The 15,709-nt window shown below is 60.6% G+C and carries 15 protein-coding genes; 7 read left to right on the top strand and 8 right to left on the bottom strand.

Annotation, left to right across the window (positions count from 1 at the left end):
- Nucleotides 1-98: 98 nt before the first annotated feature.
- The 3 genes from B9Z50_RS11230 to B9Z50_RS11220 all read right to left on the bottom strand — a co-directional run bounded on the left by B9Z50_RS11230 (nt 99) and on the right by B9Z50_RS11220 (nt 4,484).
- Entirely contained in the window at nt 99-1,397 is a 1,299-nt protein-coding gene (locus tag B9Z50_RS11230; protein WP_108364320.1) for a replication-associated recombination protein A, read from the bottom strand.
- 16 nt (nt 1,398-1,413) lie between these two features.
- A complete protein-coding gene (gene lolA, locus B9Z50_RS11225; protein WP_108364426.1) occupies nt 1,414-2,022 on the bottom strand; it encodes an outer membrane lipoprotein chaperone LolA in 609 nt (202 codons plus the stop codon).
- Nucleotides 2,023-2,090: 68 nt separating this feature from the next.
- Entirely contained in the window at nt 2,091-4,484 is a 2,394-nt protein-coding gene (locus B9Z50_RS11220; protein ID WP_108364318.1) for a DNA translocase FtsK, read from the bottom strand.
- Between the two features lie 212 nt (nt 4,485-4,696).
- On the opposite strand from B9Z50_RS11220, the gene trxB reads away from it, so the two are divergent.
- The 3 genes from trxB to rpmG all read left to right on the top strand — a co-directional run bounded on the left by trxB (nt 4,697) and on the right by rpmG (nt 6,439).
- Nucleotides 4,697-5,656 (top strand): thioredoxin-disulfide reductase, encoded by a 960-nt coding sequence (trxB, locus tag B9Z50_RS11215; protein WP_108364316.1) that lies wholly within the window; start codon nt 4,697-4,699, stop codon nt 5,654-5,656.
- A gap of 352 nt (nt 5,657-6,008) precedes the next feature.
- Nucleotides 6,009-6,242, top strand: coding sequence for a 50S ribosomal protein L28 (rpmB, locus tag B9Z50_RS11210; RefSeq protein ID WP_026039317.1), 234 nt, complete (start codon nt 6,009-6,011; stop codon nt 6,240-6,242).
- Nucleotides 6,243-6,268: 26 nt separating this feature from the next.
- Entirely contained in the window at nt 6,269-6,439 is a 171-nt protein-coding gene (gene rpmG, locus B9Z50_RS11205; protein ID WP_006298735.1) for a 50S ribosomal protein L33, read from the top strand.
- A 310-nt stretch (nt 6,440-6,749) separates the two neighbouring features.
- Here rpmG and B9Z50_RS11200 read toward each other — a convergent pair whose 3' ends face one another.
- Together B9Z50_RS11200 and B9Z50_RS11195 are read right to left on the bottom strand one after the other, a co-directional pair.
- Nucleotides 6,750-7,961: a fatty acid desaturase gene (locus tag B9Z50_RS11200; RefSeq protein WP_108364314.1), complete on the bottom strand. Its 1,212-nt coding sequence runs from the start codon at nt 7,959-7,961 to the stop codon at nt 6,750-6,752.
- Between the two features lie 112 nt (nt 7,962-8,073).
- Nucleotides 8,074-9,372, bottom strand: a complete 1,299-nt coding sequence (locus tag B9Z50_RS11195) for an RsmB/NOP family class I SAM-dependent RNA methyltransferase (protein ID WP_108364312.1) — start codon at nt 9,370-9,372, stop codon at nt 8,074-8,076.
- Between the two features lie 53 nt (nt 9,373-9,425).
- Here B9Z50_RS11195 and B9Z50_RS11190 point away from each other — a divergent pair, with 53 nt between their 5' ends.
- Nucleotides 9,426-9,662 (top strand): DUF1653 domain-containing protein, encoded by a 237-nt coding sequence (locus B9Z50_RS11190; protein ID WP_108364310.1) that lies wholly within the window; start codon nt 9,426-9,428, stop codon nt 9,660-9,662.
- Here the strand turns inward: B9Z50_RS11190 and purN are convergent.
- A complete protein-coding gene (gene purN, locus B9Z50_RS11185) occupies nt 9,632-10,234 on the bottom strand; it encodes a phosphoribosylglycinamide formyltransferase (protein ID WP_108364308.1) in 603 nt (200 codons plus the stop codon). The genes B9Z50_RS11190 and purN overlap by 31 nt on opposite strands.
- Nucleotides 10,235-10,387: 153 nt before the next feature.
- Between purN and B9Z50_RS11180 the strand changes: the two genes are divergently transcribed.
- Complete coding sequence (locus B9Z50_RS11180; protein WP_108364306.1) at nt 10,388-11,569, top strand: acyl-CoA dehydrogenase family protein; 1,182 nt, start codon at nt 10,388-10,390, stop codon at nt 11,567-11,569.
- Between the two features lie 10 nt (nt 11,570-11,579).
- Nucleotides 11,580-12,695 carry an acyl-CoA dehydrogenase family protein gene (locus B9Z50_RS11175; protein ID WP_108364304.1) on the top strand — a complete coding sequence of 372 codons (1,116 nt, stop codon included), beginning with the start codon at nt 11,580-11,582 and terminating at the stop codon, nt 12,693-12,695.
- A gap of 171 nt (nt 12,696-12,866) precedes the next feature.
- On the opposite strand, the gene B9Z50_RS11170 is transcribed toward B9Z50_RS11175, so the two are convergent.
- Entirely contained in the window at nt 12,867-13,784 is a 918-nt protein-coding gene (locus tag B9Z50_RS11170) for a DNA ligase (RefSeq protein WP_108364302.1), read from the bottom strand.
- A 132-nt stretch (nt 13,785-13,916) separates the two neighbouring features.
- The gene (locus B9Z50_RS11165; protein WP_108364424.1) at nt 13,917-14,474 is read right to left on the bottom strand and encodes an HNH endonuclease; all 558 of its coding nucleotides are present in this window, start codon (nt 14,472-14,474) and stop codon (nt 13,917-13,919) included.
- A 181-nt stretch (nt 14,475-14,655) separates the two neighbouring features.
- Here B9Z50_RS11165 and B9Z50_RS11160 point away from each other — a divergent pair, with 181 nt between their 5' ends.
- Nucleotides 14,656-15,693, top strand: coding sequence for a bifunctional riboflavin kinase/FAD synthetase (locus B9Z50_RS11160; protein WP_108364422.1), 1,038 nt, complete (start codon nt 14,656-14,658; stop codon nt 15,691-15,693).
- Nucleotides 15,694-15,709 lie beyond the last annotated feature (16 nt).

The following is a 15,709-nucleotide window of genomic DNA, read 5'->3' as shown; positions in this document are numbered from 1 at the left end:
CCACTAGCAAAAACCCCGCCAGATTCATGCGACACCGGGCGGGGTGGCGGGATTGTAGTGAAAGAAAGGATCTCGTCAGTATTCATTACCGTCAGGAATTACCCTGTGGCCGCATTTTTCTTTCGCAGTTCTTCCAATTTGTCGGCAATTTTGATTTCTAAACCCCGGCGAACCGGTTTGTAGAAACCCGGTTCGGGCATGCCCTCTGGCAAATAACGCTCGCCCGCAGCAAAGCCGTCTTCCTCGTCGTGGGCATAGCGGTAGCCCTTGCCGTAGTCCAGCTGCTTCATGAGCTGGGTGGGCGCATTGCGCAAATGCATGGGCACAGGACGGGTACCGTCTTTTTTGACCCAAGCCTTGGCCTGGTTGAAAGCCTTGTAAGCGGCATTGGATTTGGGGGCCACGGCCAGGTAAATCACACACTGCGCCAGCGTCAACTCACCCTCGGGGCTGCCCAAGCGCTCGTAGACCTCGGCCGCATCCAGCGCCATGCGCAGCGCTCGCGGATCGGCCAAGCCGATGTCTTCGCTGGCCATTCGGATCAGTCGCCGCGCCATGTAGCGCGGGTCCGCACCACCATCGAGCATGCGCACAAACCAATACAGGGCGGCATCCGGGTCCGAGCCGCGCACCGATTTGTGCAGGGCGCTGATCGTGTCGTAGAACTGCTCGCCACCTTTGTCATAGCGGCGCATGCGCTCGCCCAGCACGCGCATCAACCAGGTATCGGTCACCGGGTCGATACTTTCCTGCCTCGCCGCCATGGCCAATGTTTCCAGCGTGTTGAGCAAGCGTCTGGCATCCCCATCGGCATAGGCCAGCAAGCGGGCCAACGCATCCGGCTCGATCGTGGGGATGGCTTGTATGGCCTGCGCCCGCAGCACGATGCTTTGCAGGTCTTCCTCGGTCAAGGGCTGCAGCACATACACCGCTGCCCGCGACAGCAAGGCCGAGTTCACCTCAAACGAAGGGTTCTCGGTGGTGGCCCCAATGAACGTGAACAGGCCGCTTTCCACATGCGGCAAAAACGCGTCTTGCTGGCTTTTGTTGAAGCGGTGCACCTCGTCCACGAACATGATGGTGCGCTGCGGGTGCAAGCCTGTGCGGGCGGCTTCGGCTTTCTCCACCGCTTCGCGGATGTCTTTGACGCCGCCCAAAACCGCGCTGATGCTCAAAAATTGCGCGTCAAACGCGTCGGCCATCAAACGGGCGATGGTGGTTTTGCCCACGCCCGGCGGCCCCCACAAAATGCAGCTGTGGGGCTGACCCGACTCAAAGGCCAAGCGCAAAGCCATACCCTCGCCCAACAAATGCTGCTGGCCAATCACCTCACCCAAGTGCCGCGGACGCAAGCGCTCGGCCAGGGGGGCTTGGGGCGACAAACTGGCGGCTTTCACTGGCACCCGGCCCGCATCAAGGGCGAATGACGTCCGCGCCCGCCGGGGCTTTGAACACAAAGGTGCTGGCGGATAAGGCCGGATTGAGCTCAAAGCCCGTGAAAGTCAGCAAGGAGCGCTGGCCCAGGCTGTCCTGAACGTCGAGCACGGCCAGCTCGGGGCCGGAGGCCGTTGCACGCAAGCCCACCATCACGGCGCGAATTTGCCCATCGGGCGATTGGGGGGTGGCTCTGACCCAATGCAGACCGCCCTGATCGGGCTCTGCACTGAACTTGAAATCGGCTTTGAGGGCCTGCAAATCAGACGCAGCCGTGAGCAAAGCGGCCGGCGTTGAGCCCAACACCTGCGACTGCGCACGGGCCGTGACCTGGTTCAGGTCCACATCGTGCAGCCACAAGGTCTGGCCATCGGCCACCAGGGTTTGCACAAAAGGCTTGCGGTAGTCAAACCGGAATTTACCGGGGCGCTGGAACTCGAAGCGACCACTCGATGTCTTGGCGCGCGGGGTCTGACCCGGGCGACTGGGCGAGGTGACCACCTGGGTGAAGTCAGCTCTACCGCTACGGGCCTGCTTCATGAACTGGGCCAGTAAGTCCACGCTGTCGGCCTGCACGGTCAAGGCCATGAACCCCAAAGCCCATGCACCGATCACCAAAATAGCGCGGCGTTGCCCAAGAAAGTTTGTCATTCGTTTCACTCTGCCCTTGCGGGCACCAAAATCTCACGCTGACCACTGCCACTCATGGCGCTGACCAGACCTGCTTTTTCCATGTCTTCGACCAAGCGGGCCGCGCGGTTGTAGCCAATCTTGAGGTGGCGCTGCACCAGCGAAATGCTGGCCTTGCGGTTCTTCAAAACGACCTCCACGGCCTGGTCGTACATCGGGTCTTTCTCGCCGTTGTCGCCCTCGCCCAGCATGCCACCATCGTCGTCTGTGGTGCCGCCTTCGAGCACGCCTTCGATGTAGTCGGGCTCGCCCTGGCTCTTGAGGTAATTCACCACCCGGTGCACTTCCTCGTCGCTCACAAATGCGCCGTGCACCCGGATCGGGAAACCGGTACCGGAGGGCATGTACAACATGTCACCCATGCCGAGCAGGGCTTCTGCACCCATCTGGTCGAGGATGGTGCGGCTGTCGATCTTGCTCGACACCTGAAAAGCAATACGGGTCGGAATGTTGGCCTTGATGAGGCCCGTGATCACATCCACGCTGGGGCGTTGGGTGGCCAAAATCAGGTGGATGCCAGCAGCACGGGCCTTCTGGGCCAAACGTGCAATCAACTCTTCGATCTTCTTGCCCACCACCATCATCAAATCGGCCAACTCGTCGATCACCACCACAATGTGCGGCAGGCGCTTGAGCGGCTCAGGATCGTCGGGTGTCAGGCTGAAGGGGTTGTAGATGAACTCTTCGCGTGCCGTGGCTTCGTCAATTTTCTGGTTGTATCCGGCCAAGTTGCGCACGCCCATCTTGCTCATCAGCTTGTAGCGCTTTTCCATCTCGGCCACGCACCAGTTCAAACCGTTCGCCGCCTGGCGCATGTCGGTCACCACCGGGGCCAGTAGGTGCGGAATACCTTCATAGACCGACATCTCCAGCATCTTGGGGTCGATCATCAAGAGCCGCACATCACGGGCCTCGGCCTTGTACAGCAGCGACAAAATCATGGCGTTGATACCGACCGATTTGCCGGAGCCGGTCGTGCCGGCCACCAGCACATGCGGCATCTTGGCCAGATCGGCCACCACCGGGTTGCCGATGATGTCTTTGCCCAGGCCCATGGTCAGCATGGACTTGGCCTCGTGGTAGACCTGAGAGCCCAAAATTTCACTGAGCTTGATCGACTGGCGCTTGGCGTTGGGCAACTCCAGCGCCATGAAATTTTTGCCCGGAATCGTCTCAATCACCCGGATGGACACCAGGCTGAGCGAACGCGCCAGGTCTTTGGCCAGGTTCACCACCTGCGAGCCCTTGACGCCCGTGTCTGGCTCGATCTCATAGCGTGTGATCACCGGGCCAGGGGCCGCCGCCACCACGCGCACTTTGACCCCAAAATCAGAGAGCTTTTTCTCGATCAAGCGGCTGGTCATCTCCAGCGTCTCGTGCGAAACCGTTTCTTGCCGGATAGACAGGCTGTCGAGCAAATCCACCTGCGGCAACTTGCTGTCGGGCAGCTCGTTGAACAGGGGTTTTTGGCGCTCCTTGACCACACGGTCACTGCGCGGCACCTCCATCACGGGCGGCTCAATGACGCGAGGGGCAGGTTTGCTGACCGGCACCGGCGGCAAGTCCAGCTGGCCATCGGGCGAATCATGGACGGGCAGACCCAAATCCCACTCGGGCTCGATGGCCTGAGGTGAGAGGGCCTGCTGGCGTTCGCGCAAAGCCTGCTGACCCAAAGCCAAGTCTTCTTCGATCTCGCGTTTTTCATGCCGCGACTGAATCAAGGCATCGAGACGAGCGCCGATTTTTTCAGCCAACTGCCCCCAAGAAAAACGAAACACCATGGCTACACCCACCAAGACCAGCACGATGCCCAACAGGGCAGAGCCGTTGAAGCCCAGTCCGCGCGCAGCCGCCGCCCCCACCAAATAACCCAGAACCCCGCCGCTGTGCCCAGGCAAGGCCGATTCAAGACGGTACAGGCGCGTCCACTCCAGGCCGCAACTGGCCAAGAGCAACACCACCAGCCCCCCCCAGAACACCCACAAACTGCGCTGCCAAATGGGCTGCTCCAAAGTGTCTTGCGGGCCTGCGCCACGCAACCACTTGGCCAAAGCCACCAACCAGACCCGCCAACCTGCCGCCACACACCACCAAGCAGAAAATCCCATCAGAAAATAAGCCAAATCCGAGATCAAAGCGCCCCAGCGCCCCACCCCATTGCGCACAGCCTCACCGCTGCCCGAAGTGGACCATGCTGGATCTTGGGGGTGATAACTCCACAGAGCCACTGTCAAAAACAAAAGCAGACCTGCCCCCAGCAGCAAGAGAATTTCCTGGGCAAAACGTGACCACAGCTTCTGAGGCGCAGGTGAAGCCACGCCAGCGCCATCTCGTGTCAAGGTGTTCAGTGAGTAAGTCATAAATGAAGTGTCAAGCTTACCCGATCAAGGCCCGATCGGGCGCAGCCATCATGCGCCCACATGCCGGGCCCTCAGCCCCGCAAGCCCGGAGGGCGATCATGCGCAGGCCCAGCAACAAAGCCTTGATGCCCGTTGTGTTTGGGGGTTTCTTACAATGCATATCTGTGGAATTTTTTCCACGCCCTTTATCTTGATGACCGGATAGCTTTTTTATGACGACCCCCACACAACATGCCCAAGTCCTGATCTTAGGCTCCGGCCCTGCTGGTTACACCGCCGCCGTTTACGCTGCCCGCGCCAACCTGAAACCCCTTTTGATCACCGGCATGGCCCAGGGCGGCCAACTGATGACCACCACCGAGGTGGACAACTGGCCCGCCGACGTGCACGGCGTGCAGGGCCCCGACCTGATGCAACGCTTTCAAGAGCATGCCGAGCGCTTCAACACCCAAATCGTGTTTGACCACATCCACACCGTCCAGTTGGAGCAGCGCCCCTTCACCCTGATCGGCGACAGCGGCATCTACACCTGCGACAGCCTGATCATCGCCACGGGCGCATCGGCCAAATACCTGGGCCTGCCGTCCGAGACCGCCTTCATGGGCCGCGGCGTGAGTGGCTGCGCCACCTGCGACGGCTTTTTCTACCGCGACCAGGTCTGCTGCGTGGTGGGCGGCGGCAACACCGCCGTCGAGGAAGCCCTGTACCTGTCCAACATCGCGAGCAAAGTCTATCTGGTCCATCGCCGCGACAAGTTCAAAGCAGAACCCATCCTCGTGGACAAGCTGATGGACAAGGTCGCCGCAGGCAAGATCGAACTCAAAACCTTCCAGACCCTGGAAGAAGTGCTGGGCGACGCCTCGGGCGTGACCGGCATTCGCCTGAAAAGCACCAAAGACGGCAGCCTGCACGATGTCGAACTCAAGGGCTGCTTCATCGCCATTGGCCATGCACCCAACACCGACATCTTCGAGGGCCAACTGACCCTGGAAAACGGTTACATCGTGACCCAAAGCGGCTTGAAGGGCTTTGCCACGCAGACATCCGTGCCCGGCGTGTTCGCTGCAGGCGACGTGCAAGACCACGTGTACCGCCAGGCCATCACCAGCGCCGGCACGGGCTGCATGGCCGCACTCGATGCGCAGCGTTTCTTGGAACAGCACAACGGTTGAAGCCCTGCGGACCTGAGTATTCTTGCCAACGGATTGCAAATGGGCGCAGGGGGTGCATGCCGGGGTGATGTGGCAAAGCGAAGCGCCTCTGAACCCCAGCAGTCACCCCCTGCGCCCACCCACCAAGGGCAAAACTCCCCAAGCTTCAAGGCTTACAACAAAAAAGCCCCCGCTTTCTGGCTATAATTCAAGGCTTTGCTGGAACTGCCCGGATTTTCATTCGGGATCACGGAACCAGCGATCTGGGATACCGCCACCCATCTTGGCGAGGTGAGGCTGGAGCGCCAGGCCCCGTGCAAATCTGCATGAGACCCATCGGCACCGGCTGTTTAAAAAGTATCGGAGTGTCCACATGGCACGCGTTTGCGACGTAACGGGCAAAGGCCCAATGACAGGGAACAACGTTTCCCACGCCAACAACAAAACCAAGCGCCGGTTCCTGCCGAACCTGCAATACCGTCGTTTCTGGGTTGAAACAGAAAACCGTTGGGTGCGTCTGCGCGTCTCCAGCGCCGCTCTGCGCCTGATCGACAAAAACGGCATCGATGCCGTGCTCGCAGACCTGCGTGCACGCGGTCAAGCCTAAACCCAGAACATTAGGAGTCATACACCATGGCAACCAAAGGCGGACGCGAAAAAATCAAGCTGGAATCCACAGCTGGCACTGGTCACTTCTACACGACCAGCAAAAACAAAAAAACCATGCCCGAGAAAATGTCGATCATGAAGTTCGACCCCAAAGCTCGCAAGCACGTTGAATACAAGGAAATCAAGCTGAAGTGATTCGGCCTGAGCCCCTCGCAAAAAACCCGCCTCTGGCGGGTTTTTTCATGGGTAAAAACATTGGACAAGACCCGCCTTACACACATCAGGCCTCGGACCTAAGAGCACCGACCTGGACTTTATGCAAGTCAGGCCTTCATGGTTCGACATTCATTGATGCGCGCAGCGACATTTTCAAAAGGTTTCACGGGCCAGACCGGAGATCAAGCTGCGCAGGGGGGTCTCACGCGCCTGAGCACTGTCATCAAAACACTGTGACCACAAAGCAAACAGGGCCCGAAGGCCCTGTTGGAATGGTTGCCCCAAAAGATCAGGCCGCTTGGCGAACAGCCCGCAACTTGACCGAGAAGTCACGCAAAGCGGCAATGCCACTTTCTTCGGCGCGGCGGCACCAGGCTTGCAGGTCGGCAGCCAATTGCTCGCGTGAATGCGAGGTGTTCAGCCAAATCTGGCTCAACTCTTCGCGCATTTGCACCATCTTGTCGAGGACGGGGCTGGCATCGCGTGCTTGCTTGAGCTGGGCTTGCGCCGCCGCTGGAACCTTGGCCGCATCGCGGTGCAACCAGCGCTGAGCCGCTTGCACCACACTGGCGTCCAGTTTGAGCTTGTCAGCTTCCTGCTGCATCACGGCTTTGACGTTGCGTGCATAACCCGCCATCACTTCGTAACGGTTGGCGATCAAGGCTTCGAGGGTTTTCTCGTCGGCCACAGGGCGGATGTCGCCATAAGCCAGACGAGGAGGCGTCTTTTTGACGGTGGCCATGCCCAAAGTTTCGAGCATGCGGATGTACAACCAACCGATGTCGAACTCGTAAGGTTTGACCGACAACTTGGCCGACGTGGGGTAAGTGTGGTGGTTGTTGTGCAACTCTTCACCACCAATCAGGATGCCCCAAGGCGAGATGTTGGTGCTGGCATCGTGTGCCTCAAAGTTGCGGTAACCCCAGTAGTGGGCCGCACCGTTGATGATGCCGGCCGCTGTGATCGGGATCCAGGCCATTTGCACAGCCCAGACGGTCAGGCCCAAAAAGCCAAACATCGCCACATCGATGATCAGCATCAGGGCAACACCCTGCCAAGAAAAGCGGGTGTAGAGGTTGCGCTCGATCCAGTCGTCAGGCGTGCCGTGGCCGAACCGCTTGATGGTTTCCAGGTTCTTTGATTCCTTGCGGTACAGCTCAGCGCCTGTGAACAAAACGGTTTTGATGCCGTGGACATGGGGGCTGTGCGGGTCTTCGGCTTGCTCGCATTTGGCGTGGTGCTTGCGGTGAATGGCTGCCCACTCTTTGGTCACTTGGCCCGTGGTCAGCCACAGCCAGAAACGGAAAAAGTGCGAAGGGATCGCGTGCAGGTCCAAGGCGCGGTGCGCTTGGTGGCGGTGCAGGAAAATCGTGACGCTGGCGATGGTGATGTGGGTCAAGCCCAAGGTGATCAACACCATTTGCCACCAAGAGAAATCAAACAGCCCATGGCCCATCCAGTGAACCACGGCATCCAAAAAAGCCCAATCAGGCAACAACATGAGTCTGTCTTTCTACAGGCGCCTGAATCCAGGCAATTCAAAGATTTTAAGTTTGCCGCCCCAAAAAGGACAGCGTTTTCGACCGAATTCGGCCATCAAGGGCTTCAAAAGATTACTTTTTAACCCATGCTGCGGCGAAAAACCCATCCGTGGCATGGCGATGGGGCCACAACCTGAGGAATGTGCCGGCAGGCGAGGCATCGGGGTGGGCATCGCCCGATGGGGCCGGTGAGCACAGGCTGGCTGCGTCGGGCACTTTGAGCCTGTCCAGCTCTTGGGCCACGTTCAGAGGGACAAAGTCCGGGTTGGCGGCGCTGAAGGCTTGTGCGATCAACTCGTTTTCCTCGGGCAACACGCTGCAGGTGGCATACACCAAACGGCCGCCCGACTTGACCATGCGCGAGGCACTTTGCAGGATGGCTTGCTGCTTTTCGGTCAACTCCTGCACAGCTTGGGGCTTTTGCCGCCATTTCAAGTCGGGGTTGCGGCGCAAAGTGCCCAAGCCTGAGCAAGGTGCGTCGACCAACACGCGGTCGATCTTGCCCGACAGACGTTTCACGCGGTCGTCGCGCTCATGCGCAATGGCCGCCGGATGCACGTTCGACAAGCCACTGCGGGCCATGCGGGGTTTGAGGGCATCGAGGCGGTGGCCGGACACGTCAAAAGCGTACAAACGGCCTGTGCTGCGCATGGCCGCGCCCAGCGCCAGCGTTTTGCCGCCTGCGCCCGCGCAAAAGTCCACCACCATCTCGCCCCGGTGCGCATCAACCAGCAAGGCCAACAACTGAGAGCCTTCGTCTTGAACTTCGAATGCGCCCCGTGTGAAGGCGTCGGTTTTTTGCAAGGCGGGTTTGCCTTGCAGGCGCAGACCCCAGGGCGAATAAGGCGTGATCTCAGAAGGGATGCCCGCTTGCGCCAGCTCTTTTTGGATGTCGCTGCGCTTGGCGTTGAGCATGTTCACGCGCAAATCCAAAGTGCCAGGTTGTTGCAGGTGTTCGGCCAAGTCCCAGAAATCCTCACCCAACTGGGCTTGGAGGGCTTGCGCCATCCACTCGGGCAGGTTGTGGCGGTGCGGGGCCATCAGGGCGTCGACCGGAATGGCGTCACAGGTCGCGAGCCATTTTTTCTCGGTGTCATTCAGCGCTGAGGCCAGAAAATCGCGCGGGCCAAAAAAGCCCAAAATCGCCAGCTTGCGCTCTTTGGCGCCCGAACCCGAGCGGGCCAACTGCTCGAACAGCAGTTTTTTGCGCAGTACGGCAAAAGCGGTTTCGGCCAAGGTGGCGCGTTCGCGGGGGCCCAAAGAGCGGTGTTCGCGGAAATACCGAGACACGACGGCGTCAGCGGGGTGTTCAAATTGGAGGACCAGCCTGACCAAATCGGCGCAGGCATCTAACAGGGCTTTTGGATGCATAGGGGCGTATTGTCCCATCCAGAAGGCCCGCTCAGAACCTCAACAGGAAAACCATGTCTGAAACTTTGCCGCCCCTGATCGAAACGCCTCAAGGCCTTTACCGCCATTACAAAGGTGGCCAGTACCGCGTACTGGGCACCGTTCGCCACAGCGAAGACCTGCAACCCATGACGCTTTACCAAGCGCTTTATGGCGAACAAGGCCTGTGGGTCAGGCCTGCCGCCATGTTTGCCGAGGTGGCCGAGTTCAATGGCAAAGTTCAACCGCGCTTTGAACGCATCGGCGATTGAGCCAAAAACTGAGCGACCGCCTGCGGATAAATGAGGTGCTCTTGGGTGAGCACACGCGCTGCCAGTGACTCGGCGGTGTCGTCTGGAAGCACCGGCACCACCGCCTGCGCCGCGATGCTGCCGTGGTCCAACTCGGCCGTGACTTGGTGGACCGTGGCACCGGCAAAGCGGCAGCCGGCATCGATCGCCCGTTGGTGCGTGTTGAGCCCCGGGAAAGCGGGCAACAAGGAGGGGTGGATGTTGAGCAAGCGTCCGGCGTAGTGCGCCACAAAACCGGGGGTCAAGATGCGCATGAAACCCGCCAGCACCACCAAAGCAGGCGCATGCCGGTCGATTTCGGCCATCAAGGCAGCATCAAACTCTTCGCGGTTGGCAAAAGCCTTGTGGTCCAAGACCTGGGTGAATAGGCCGCGGTCTTGGGCGAAGGCCAAGCCTTGGGCATCGGCCCGGTTGCTCAGCACGGCGGCCACCCGGGCGTTCAAGCGCTCGGCCCAGCGGTCCTGCTCTGCCGCACGCACGATGGCAGCCATGTTGGAGCCCGAGCCCGAAATCAGAATGACGATGTTTCTCATGAAGGGACGGATTATCCCTGCTCACTGAAAGTCTCTTGGCGTTTGTCGCACCAAGGACAAGCCGAATCGGTCTGCGCGTGATAAAAAGCACGGTCGTTTGATTTTGCTTGAACTGCACTCAAAAATTCCCACACCCAACGGAGAGACTCCCCCATGGATTTGGCATTCACCCCCGACGAAGTCGCGTTTCGCGACGAGATCCGCACTTGGGTCAAGGACAACTTGCCCGCCGACATTTCACAAAAAGTGCACAGTGCCATGCGCCTGACGCGTGAGGACATGCAGCGCTGGGCCAAAATTTTGGGCAAGAAAGGCTGGCTGGGCTGGGGTTGGCCCACGCAGTTTGGCGGCCCCGGCTGGACCGCCGTGCAAAAGCATTTGTTTGAAGAAGAATGCGCCCTGGCCGGTGCCCCCCGCGTGGTGCCGTTTGGCCCGGTGATGGTGGCCCCGGTGATCATGGCTTTTGGCAACGCCGAGCAGCAACAGCGCTTTTTGCCCGGCATCGCCAGCGGCGAAGTCTGGTGGAGCCAGGGTTACAGCGAGCCAGGCTCCGGCTCTGACTTGGCTTCCCTCAAAACCCGCGCCGAGCGCGTAGGCGACAAATACATCGTCAACGGCCAAAAAACCTGGACCACCTTGGGCCAATACGGTGAGTGGATTTTCTGCCTGGTGCGCACCAGCACCGAGGGCAAGCCCCAAACCGGCATTTCCTTCTTGCTGATCGACATGAAGTCGCCCGGCATCACCGTGCGCCCCATCAAGCTACTGGACGGCGAGTGCGAAGTCAACGAGGTCTGGTTTGACAACGTCGAAGTGCCTGCTGAAAACCTGATTGGTGAAGAAAACAAGGGCTGGAACTACGCCAAGCACCTGCTGGCCCACGAGCGCACCAACATCGCTGACGTCAACCGCGCCAAACGCGAGTTGGAGCGTTTGAAGCGCATTGCCAAAACCGAAGGCGTCTATGACGACCTGCGTTTCCGTGACGAAATAGCCAAGCTCGAAGTCGACATCGTCGCCCTGGAAATGCTGGTGCTGCGCGTCTTGTCGGCTGAAAAGTCAGGCAAGAACTCGCTCGACATCGCGGGCCTCTTGAAGATCAAAGGCAGCGAAATCCAGCAGCGCTACACCGAGCTGATGATGCAGGCTGCGGGCCCCTTTGCCCTGCCCTTCATCTTCGAAGCCATGGACGCGGGCTGGCAAGGCGACTTCCCCGGTGGCGTGGTGGCCAACGCGCCCCTGGCCGCCAACTACTTCAACATGCGCAAGACCACCATTTACGGCGGCAGCAACGAAGTGCAACGCAACATCGTCGCTCAGACAGTTCTGGGTTAAGGAGACACACATGGATTTCGATTTTTCTGACGACCAGGAACAACTGCGTGACGCGGTGCGCAAATGGGTGGACAAGGGCTATGACTTTGACCGCCGCCGCGCCATCGTCGCTGCGGGCGGTTTTGACCGCGCCGCTTACGGCGAAATGGCCGAGTTGGGCCTGACGGGCCTGTACGTGAGCGAAGAGCACGGCGGTATGGGCATGGGCCCGACCGAAGCCATGGTCACGATGGAAGAGCTCGGGCGCGGCATCGTGCTCGAACCCCTGACCCAGACCCTGATCTGCAGCGCCACGCTGCAAACCCACGCCCCTGCAGCCCTGCAAGCCGCTTGGTTGCCCCGCATGGCGGCAGGCGAAGCCATCGTCGTGTTGGCGCAGCAAGAACGCGGTGCCCGCTATCAGCTGAACCGTTGCGCCGCACAGGCCAGCGAATCTGGCGACACATGGACGGTGAGCGGCACCAAGAGCGTGGTGGCCGTAGGCGACCAGGCCGACGCTTTTGTGGTGCCCGCCACCGTCAACGGCCAAATCGCTTTGTTCTTGGTTGAGCGCAGCGCCAGCGGCGTGAGCACTCAGGCCTACATCACGCAAGACGGCTCACGCGCCGCCGAGGTGGTGCTCAGCCAAGCGCCCGCGCAGCTGATCACCTTGAACGGCCTGACCGCTTTGGAAGAAGCCGTGGACGTGGGCATCGCCTGCGCCTGCGCCGAGGCTGTGGGCGTGATGGACAAGACCCTGGCCATCACCGTGGACTACATGAACACCCGCAAGCAGTTCGGCGTGAACATCGCCAGCTTCCAGGCTCTGCGCCACCGCGTGGCCGACATGAAGATGCAGCTGGAGCTGGGCCGCTCGATGAGTTACTACGCCAGCCTGAAATTGCATGCCCCCGCCGACGAGCGCCGCCGCGCCTTGGCCCGCGCCAAGTACCAGTTGGGCGTGTCCATGCGCTTCATCGGCCAGCAGGCGGTGCAGCTGCACGGCGGCATTGCCGTCACCGACGAGTACATCGCCAGCCACTACTTCAAGAAGTTGACGCAGCTGGACATGACCTTTGGCGACACCCTGCACCAGTTGGGTGAAGTGTCGGCCCGCATGCAAGAGACGGCAGGCGTGTTCGCCTGAGGCGAACCAGGAACCCAAGCAAGGCGGGAGGGCGGCGCGGGTCGGGCGATGTGGCAAAGCGAAGCGCCTCTGAGCCCGAAACGCGCTGCCCTCCCGCCTTGCGGCTCAAGACCAGCATGTTCTGAATGAGCAGACCCACAAGAAGGCCCCGAGAGGGGCCTTTTTACATGCTCACTCCGGCTCCCGTACCCGCACAAAAGAAGCAAAACGCGGCAAACCAGAGGGTGTGCGCTCGCGGTACCGGTACGTGACCCAAGCCCCCACGGGTGGCGGGTTGCGGCGCTGGGCATCGCTCAGGCCAGATCCTAGGGCAAAGCGCTGGCCCGACGGCATTTGCACCAGCAAAGCCCCGGTCATGCCCAACAAACGCCCCTTGCCTGGCTGGTGGCCCACCACCAGGCCCTCTTCGTCCAACTCGGGTTTGAGCTTGAACAACGCGTCGGTGCGGCCCGGCTGCCACAAGGCATCGGCGCGGTGCAGCATCAGCCCCTCGCCACTTTGGCGCACCGTCTCCTCCAACAAGACCTGCAAAGCGCGAGCGTCGTTCACCTCGCGCTGCGCGACCGGCATCAGCCAAGGCTGCTGCGCTTGCGCCAATGTGGATTGCACCAATGCCACGCGCTGCGCAAACGGGGCGGCATGACCGGGTGCGTCAAACACCAGGTACTTGACCGCCCGCCAAGCCTCGTCGTCGGGCTCGGCTTGGCGCACCACGCCAGAGAGCCGGTCAAAGGCCCCCCGCGCCATCCACAACTCGCCGTCAAGCGCGACCTGGGGCAGCGCCGACAGAAACCAAACTGGGGCCGCGATGATGCGGCCACTGCGAAAGCGCAAAACGCGCCCATCCCAAACGGACCGCACGCCATCGAATTTCTCACTCACCCAAAAACCTTGTGGAGATCGGCCAGCGGGCCAGGACATGGCGAGCTGAACGCCGCGGTGCCCGCCAGAGTCCACGGGCTGCAAGACCTGGGCATGAGCACGTTTGAGCAGCCACGGCGACAAAAGTAGCGCCGACAAACTGGCGCGTCGGCTCAGGCCTGGCGTGCTGGCAAACTGCTGGCGCAAGGCCAAGGGTGGGTAAGGCATGGCGGGTCTCCCTGATGAATCCATCACCCGGCCATTGCCGTAAAGGCCAGCCGTTGTGGATTCTTTTGTATTCAGGGTGGAATGATGCGGCGCTTTGCTGTCTGACGCAAGGCGTGCAGCCGCGCCGCCGGATCAGGCCATCAAGCGAGAATTTTTGGGCACATGCGCCATCAAGAAAGCCATTTGGTCACTCAGGATCCGTCGATTGCGCAAGATGAAGTCTTCCCACAGGCTGGGCACATAGGGCGCGTAGAGCAGCGGCATGTTGGCCTGCTCCGGTGTGCGGCTGCTTTTGCGGTGGTTGCAAGAGCGGCAAGCGGTGACCACGTTCATCCAGTGGTCAGGGCCTTTTTGGCTGACGGGAACAATGTGCTCACGGGTCAGCACCGATTCGTGAAAATGTCCGCCGCAATAGGCGCAGACATTGCGATCGCGCACAAACAACTTGGGATTGGTCAAGCCCGATACCAGGTCAAACGGGTTGATGCGGGGCACGCCATGGGTGCCGATGATGCTGTTGACGGTGATGATGGATTGCTGGCCGGTGAGCGCGTTGTGCCCCCCATGGAACACGGCCACTTGCTGGCCCGCCTCCCAGCGCACCTCGTCGGCCGCGTAATGGGTGACAGCTTGCTCCAACGTGATCCACGATTGCGGCAAGCCTTGGGCCGAGAGTTTCAAAACCTTCACAGACGCCTCCATCCAACAGTTTAAAAAACCACTGACACGAAATGTACCGTCTCGATCGGCCCACAAGCCTTGGGGGACTAGGATGAAGCGATCGGGCTCAGTCACAATATACCCTCTTACATTGACAAAACCGTGAAAGCTGGCGCCAGGCCCAGCGCACAGGCAGGACATGAGCAGCGACATGAAGGTTTTCCGAGGCTTCCACCACCCCGACTTGGCCCCCGCCTGCGCCCTGACCATTGGCAACTTCGATGGCGTGCACCGCGGTCACCAAGCGATGCTGGCGCTCTTGCGCAGCGAAGCAGCGCACCGGGGTGTGCCCAGTTGCGTGATGACCTTCGAGCCCCACCCGCGTGATTACTTTGCCAAGGCACTGAACAAGCCCGATCTGGCTCCGGCCCGCATCGCCACGCTGCGCGACAAACTGCAAGAACTCGAGCGCTGCGGGGTCGACCAGGTGGTGGTTTTGCCCTTTGATGCCCGGCTGGCCGGTCAATTGCCTGAAGACTTCATCCAACAAGTGCTGGTGCAGGGCCTGGGCGTGCGCTATGTGCTGGTGGGCGACGATTTCCGCTTTGGTGCACAACGTGCAGGCGACTACGCCATGCTCGACGCGGCAGGGCAAAACTTGGGCTTTGATGTGGCCCGCATGAACAGCTACGAGGTGCGCGGCCTGCGCGTGTCCAGCTCGGCCGTTCGCGAGGCCCTTCACCGGGGCGACATGGCTGCGGTGCAGGCCCTGCTCGGGCGGCCCTACAGCATCAGCGGCCATGTGGTGCACGGGCGCAAGCTCGGGCGCGAACTGGCCGCCACGGCAGAAGGAGCAGGCGATGGCTTTCGGACCTTGAATTTGCGTTTTGCGCATTGGAAGCCAGCCGCCAGCGGCATCTTTGTGGTTCAAGTGCATGGCCTGGCCGACCAACCCCTGAAGGGCGTGGCCAATTTGGGCATCCGTCCCTCGCTCGACCCGAATGACGTCAACGGCGGGCGTGTGCTGCTGGAGACGCATGCCTTCGACTGGCCAGCCCAACTGGGAGCCGAGGGGGGCTACGGTAAAATCATCCGTGTGGACTTGCTGCATAAATTACACGACGAACTCAAGTACGACGGTCTGGACGCCCTGACAAAAGGGATTGCCAAAGACTGTGATGACGCACAAGCCTGGTTTGCTTCGCGCCATGGTGAAACCAGCCGCCAAACCACCCGCGACCGAATTTGACGCTCCGGCCCTCGTT

Source organism: Limnohabitans sp. Bal53 (assembly GCF_003063355.1).
Classification (GTDB): domain Bacteria; phylum Pseudomonadota; class Gammaproteobacteria; order Burkholderiales; family Burkholderiaceae_C; genus Limnohabitans_A.
This window is presented reverse-complemented; position numbering and strand designations above follow the sequence as displayed.

Coding starts and splice junctions, on each gene's coding strand:
- purN (WP_108364308.1), bottom strand. CDS start 10,234: ATGAGAAACATCGTCATTCTGATTTCGGGCTCGGGCTCCAACATGGCT.
- B9Z50_RS11195 (WP_108364312.1), bottom strand. CDS start 9,372: ATGCATCCAAAAGCCCTGTTAGATGCCTGCGCCGATTTGGTCAGGCTG.
- B9Z50_RS11190 (WP_108364310.1), top strand. CDS start 9,426: ATGTCTGAAACTTTGCCGCCCCTGATCGAAACGCCTCAAGGCCTTTAC.
- B9Z50_RS11160 (WP_108364422.1), top strand. CDS start 14,656: ATGAAGGTTTTCCGAGGCTTCCACCACCCCGACTTGGCCCCCGCCTGC.
- rpmB (WP_026039317.1), top strand. CDS start 6,009: ATGGCACGCGTTTGCGACGTAACGGGCAAAGGCCCAATGACAGGGAAC.
- B9Z50_RS11200 (WP_108364314.1), bottom strand. CDS start 7,961: ATGTTGTTGCCTGATTGGGCTTTTTTGGATGCCGTGGTTCACTGGATG.
- B9Z50_RS11220 (WP_108364318.1), bottom strand. CDS start 4,484: ATGACTTACTCACTGAACACCTTGACACGAGATGGCGCTGGCGTGGCT.
- trxB (WP_108364316.1), top strand. CDS start 4,697: ATGACGACCCCCACACAACATGCCCAAGTCCTGATCTTAGGCTCCGGC.
- B9Z50_RS11175 (WP_108364304.1), top strand. CDS start 11,580: ATGGATTTCGATTTTTCTGACGACCAGGAACAACTGCGTGACGCGGTG.
- B9Z50_RS11180 (WP_108364306.1), top strand. CDS start 10,388: ATGGATTTGGCATTCACCCCCGACGAAGTCGCGTTTCGCGACGAGATC.
- B9Z50_RS11170 (WP_108364302.1), bottom strand. CDS start 13,784: ATGCCTTACCCACCCTTGGCCTTGCGCCAGCAGTTTGCCAGCACGCCA.
- lolA (WP_108364426.1), bottom strand. CDS start 2,022: ATGGCCTTGACCGTGCAGGCCGACAGCGTGGACTTACTGGCCCAGTTC.
- rpmG (WP_006298735.1), top strand. CDS start 6,269: ATGGCAACCAAAGGCGGACGCGAAAAAATCAAGCTGGAATCCACAGCT.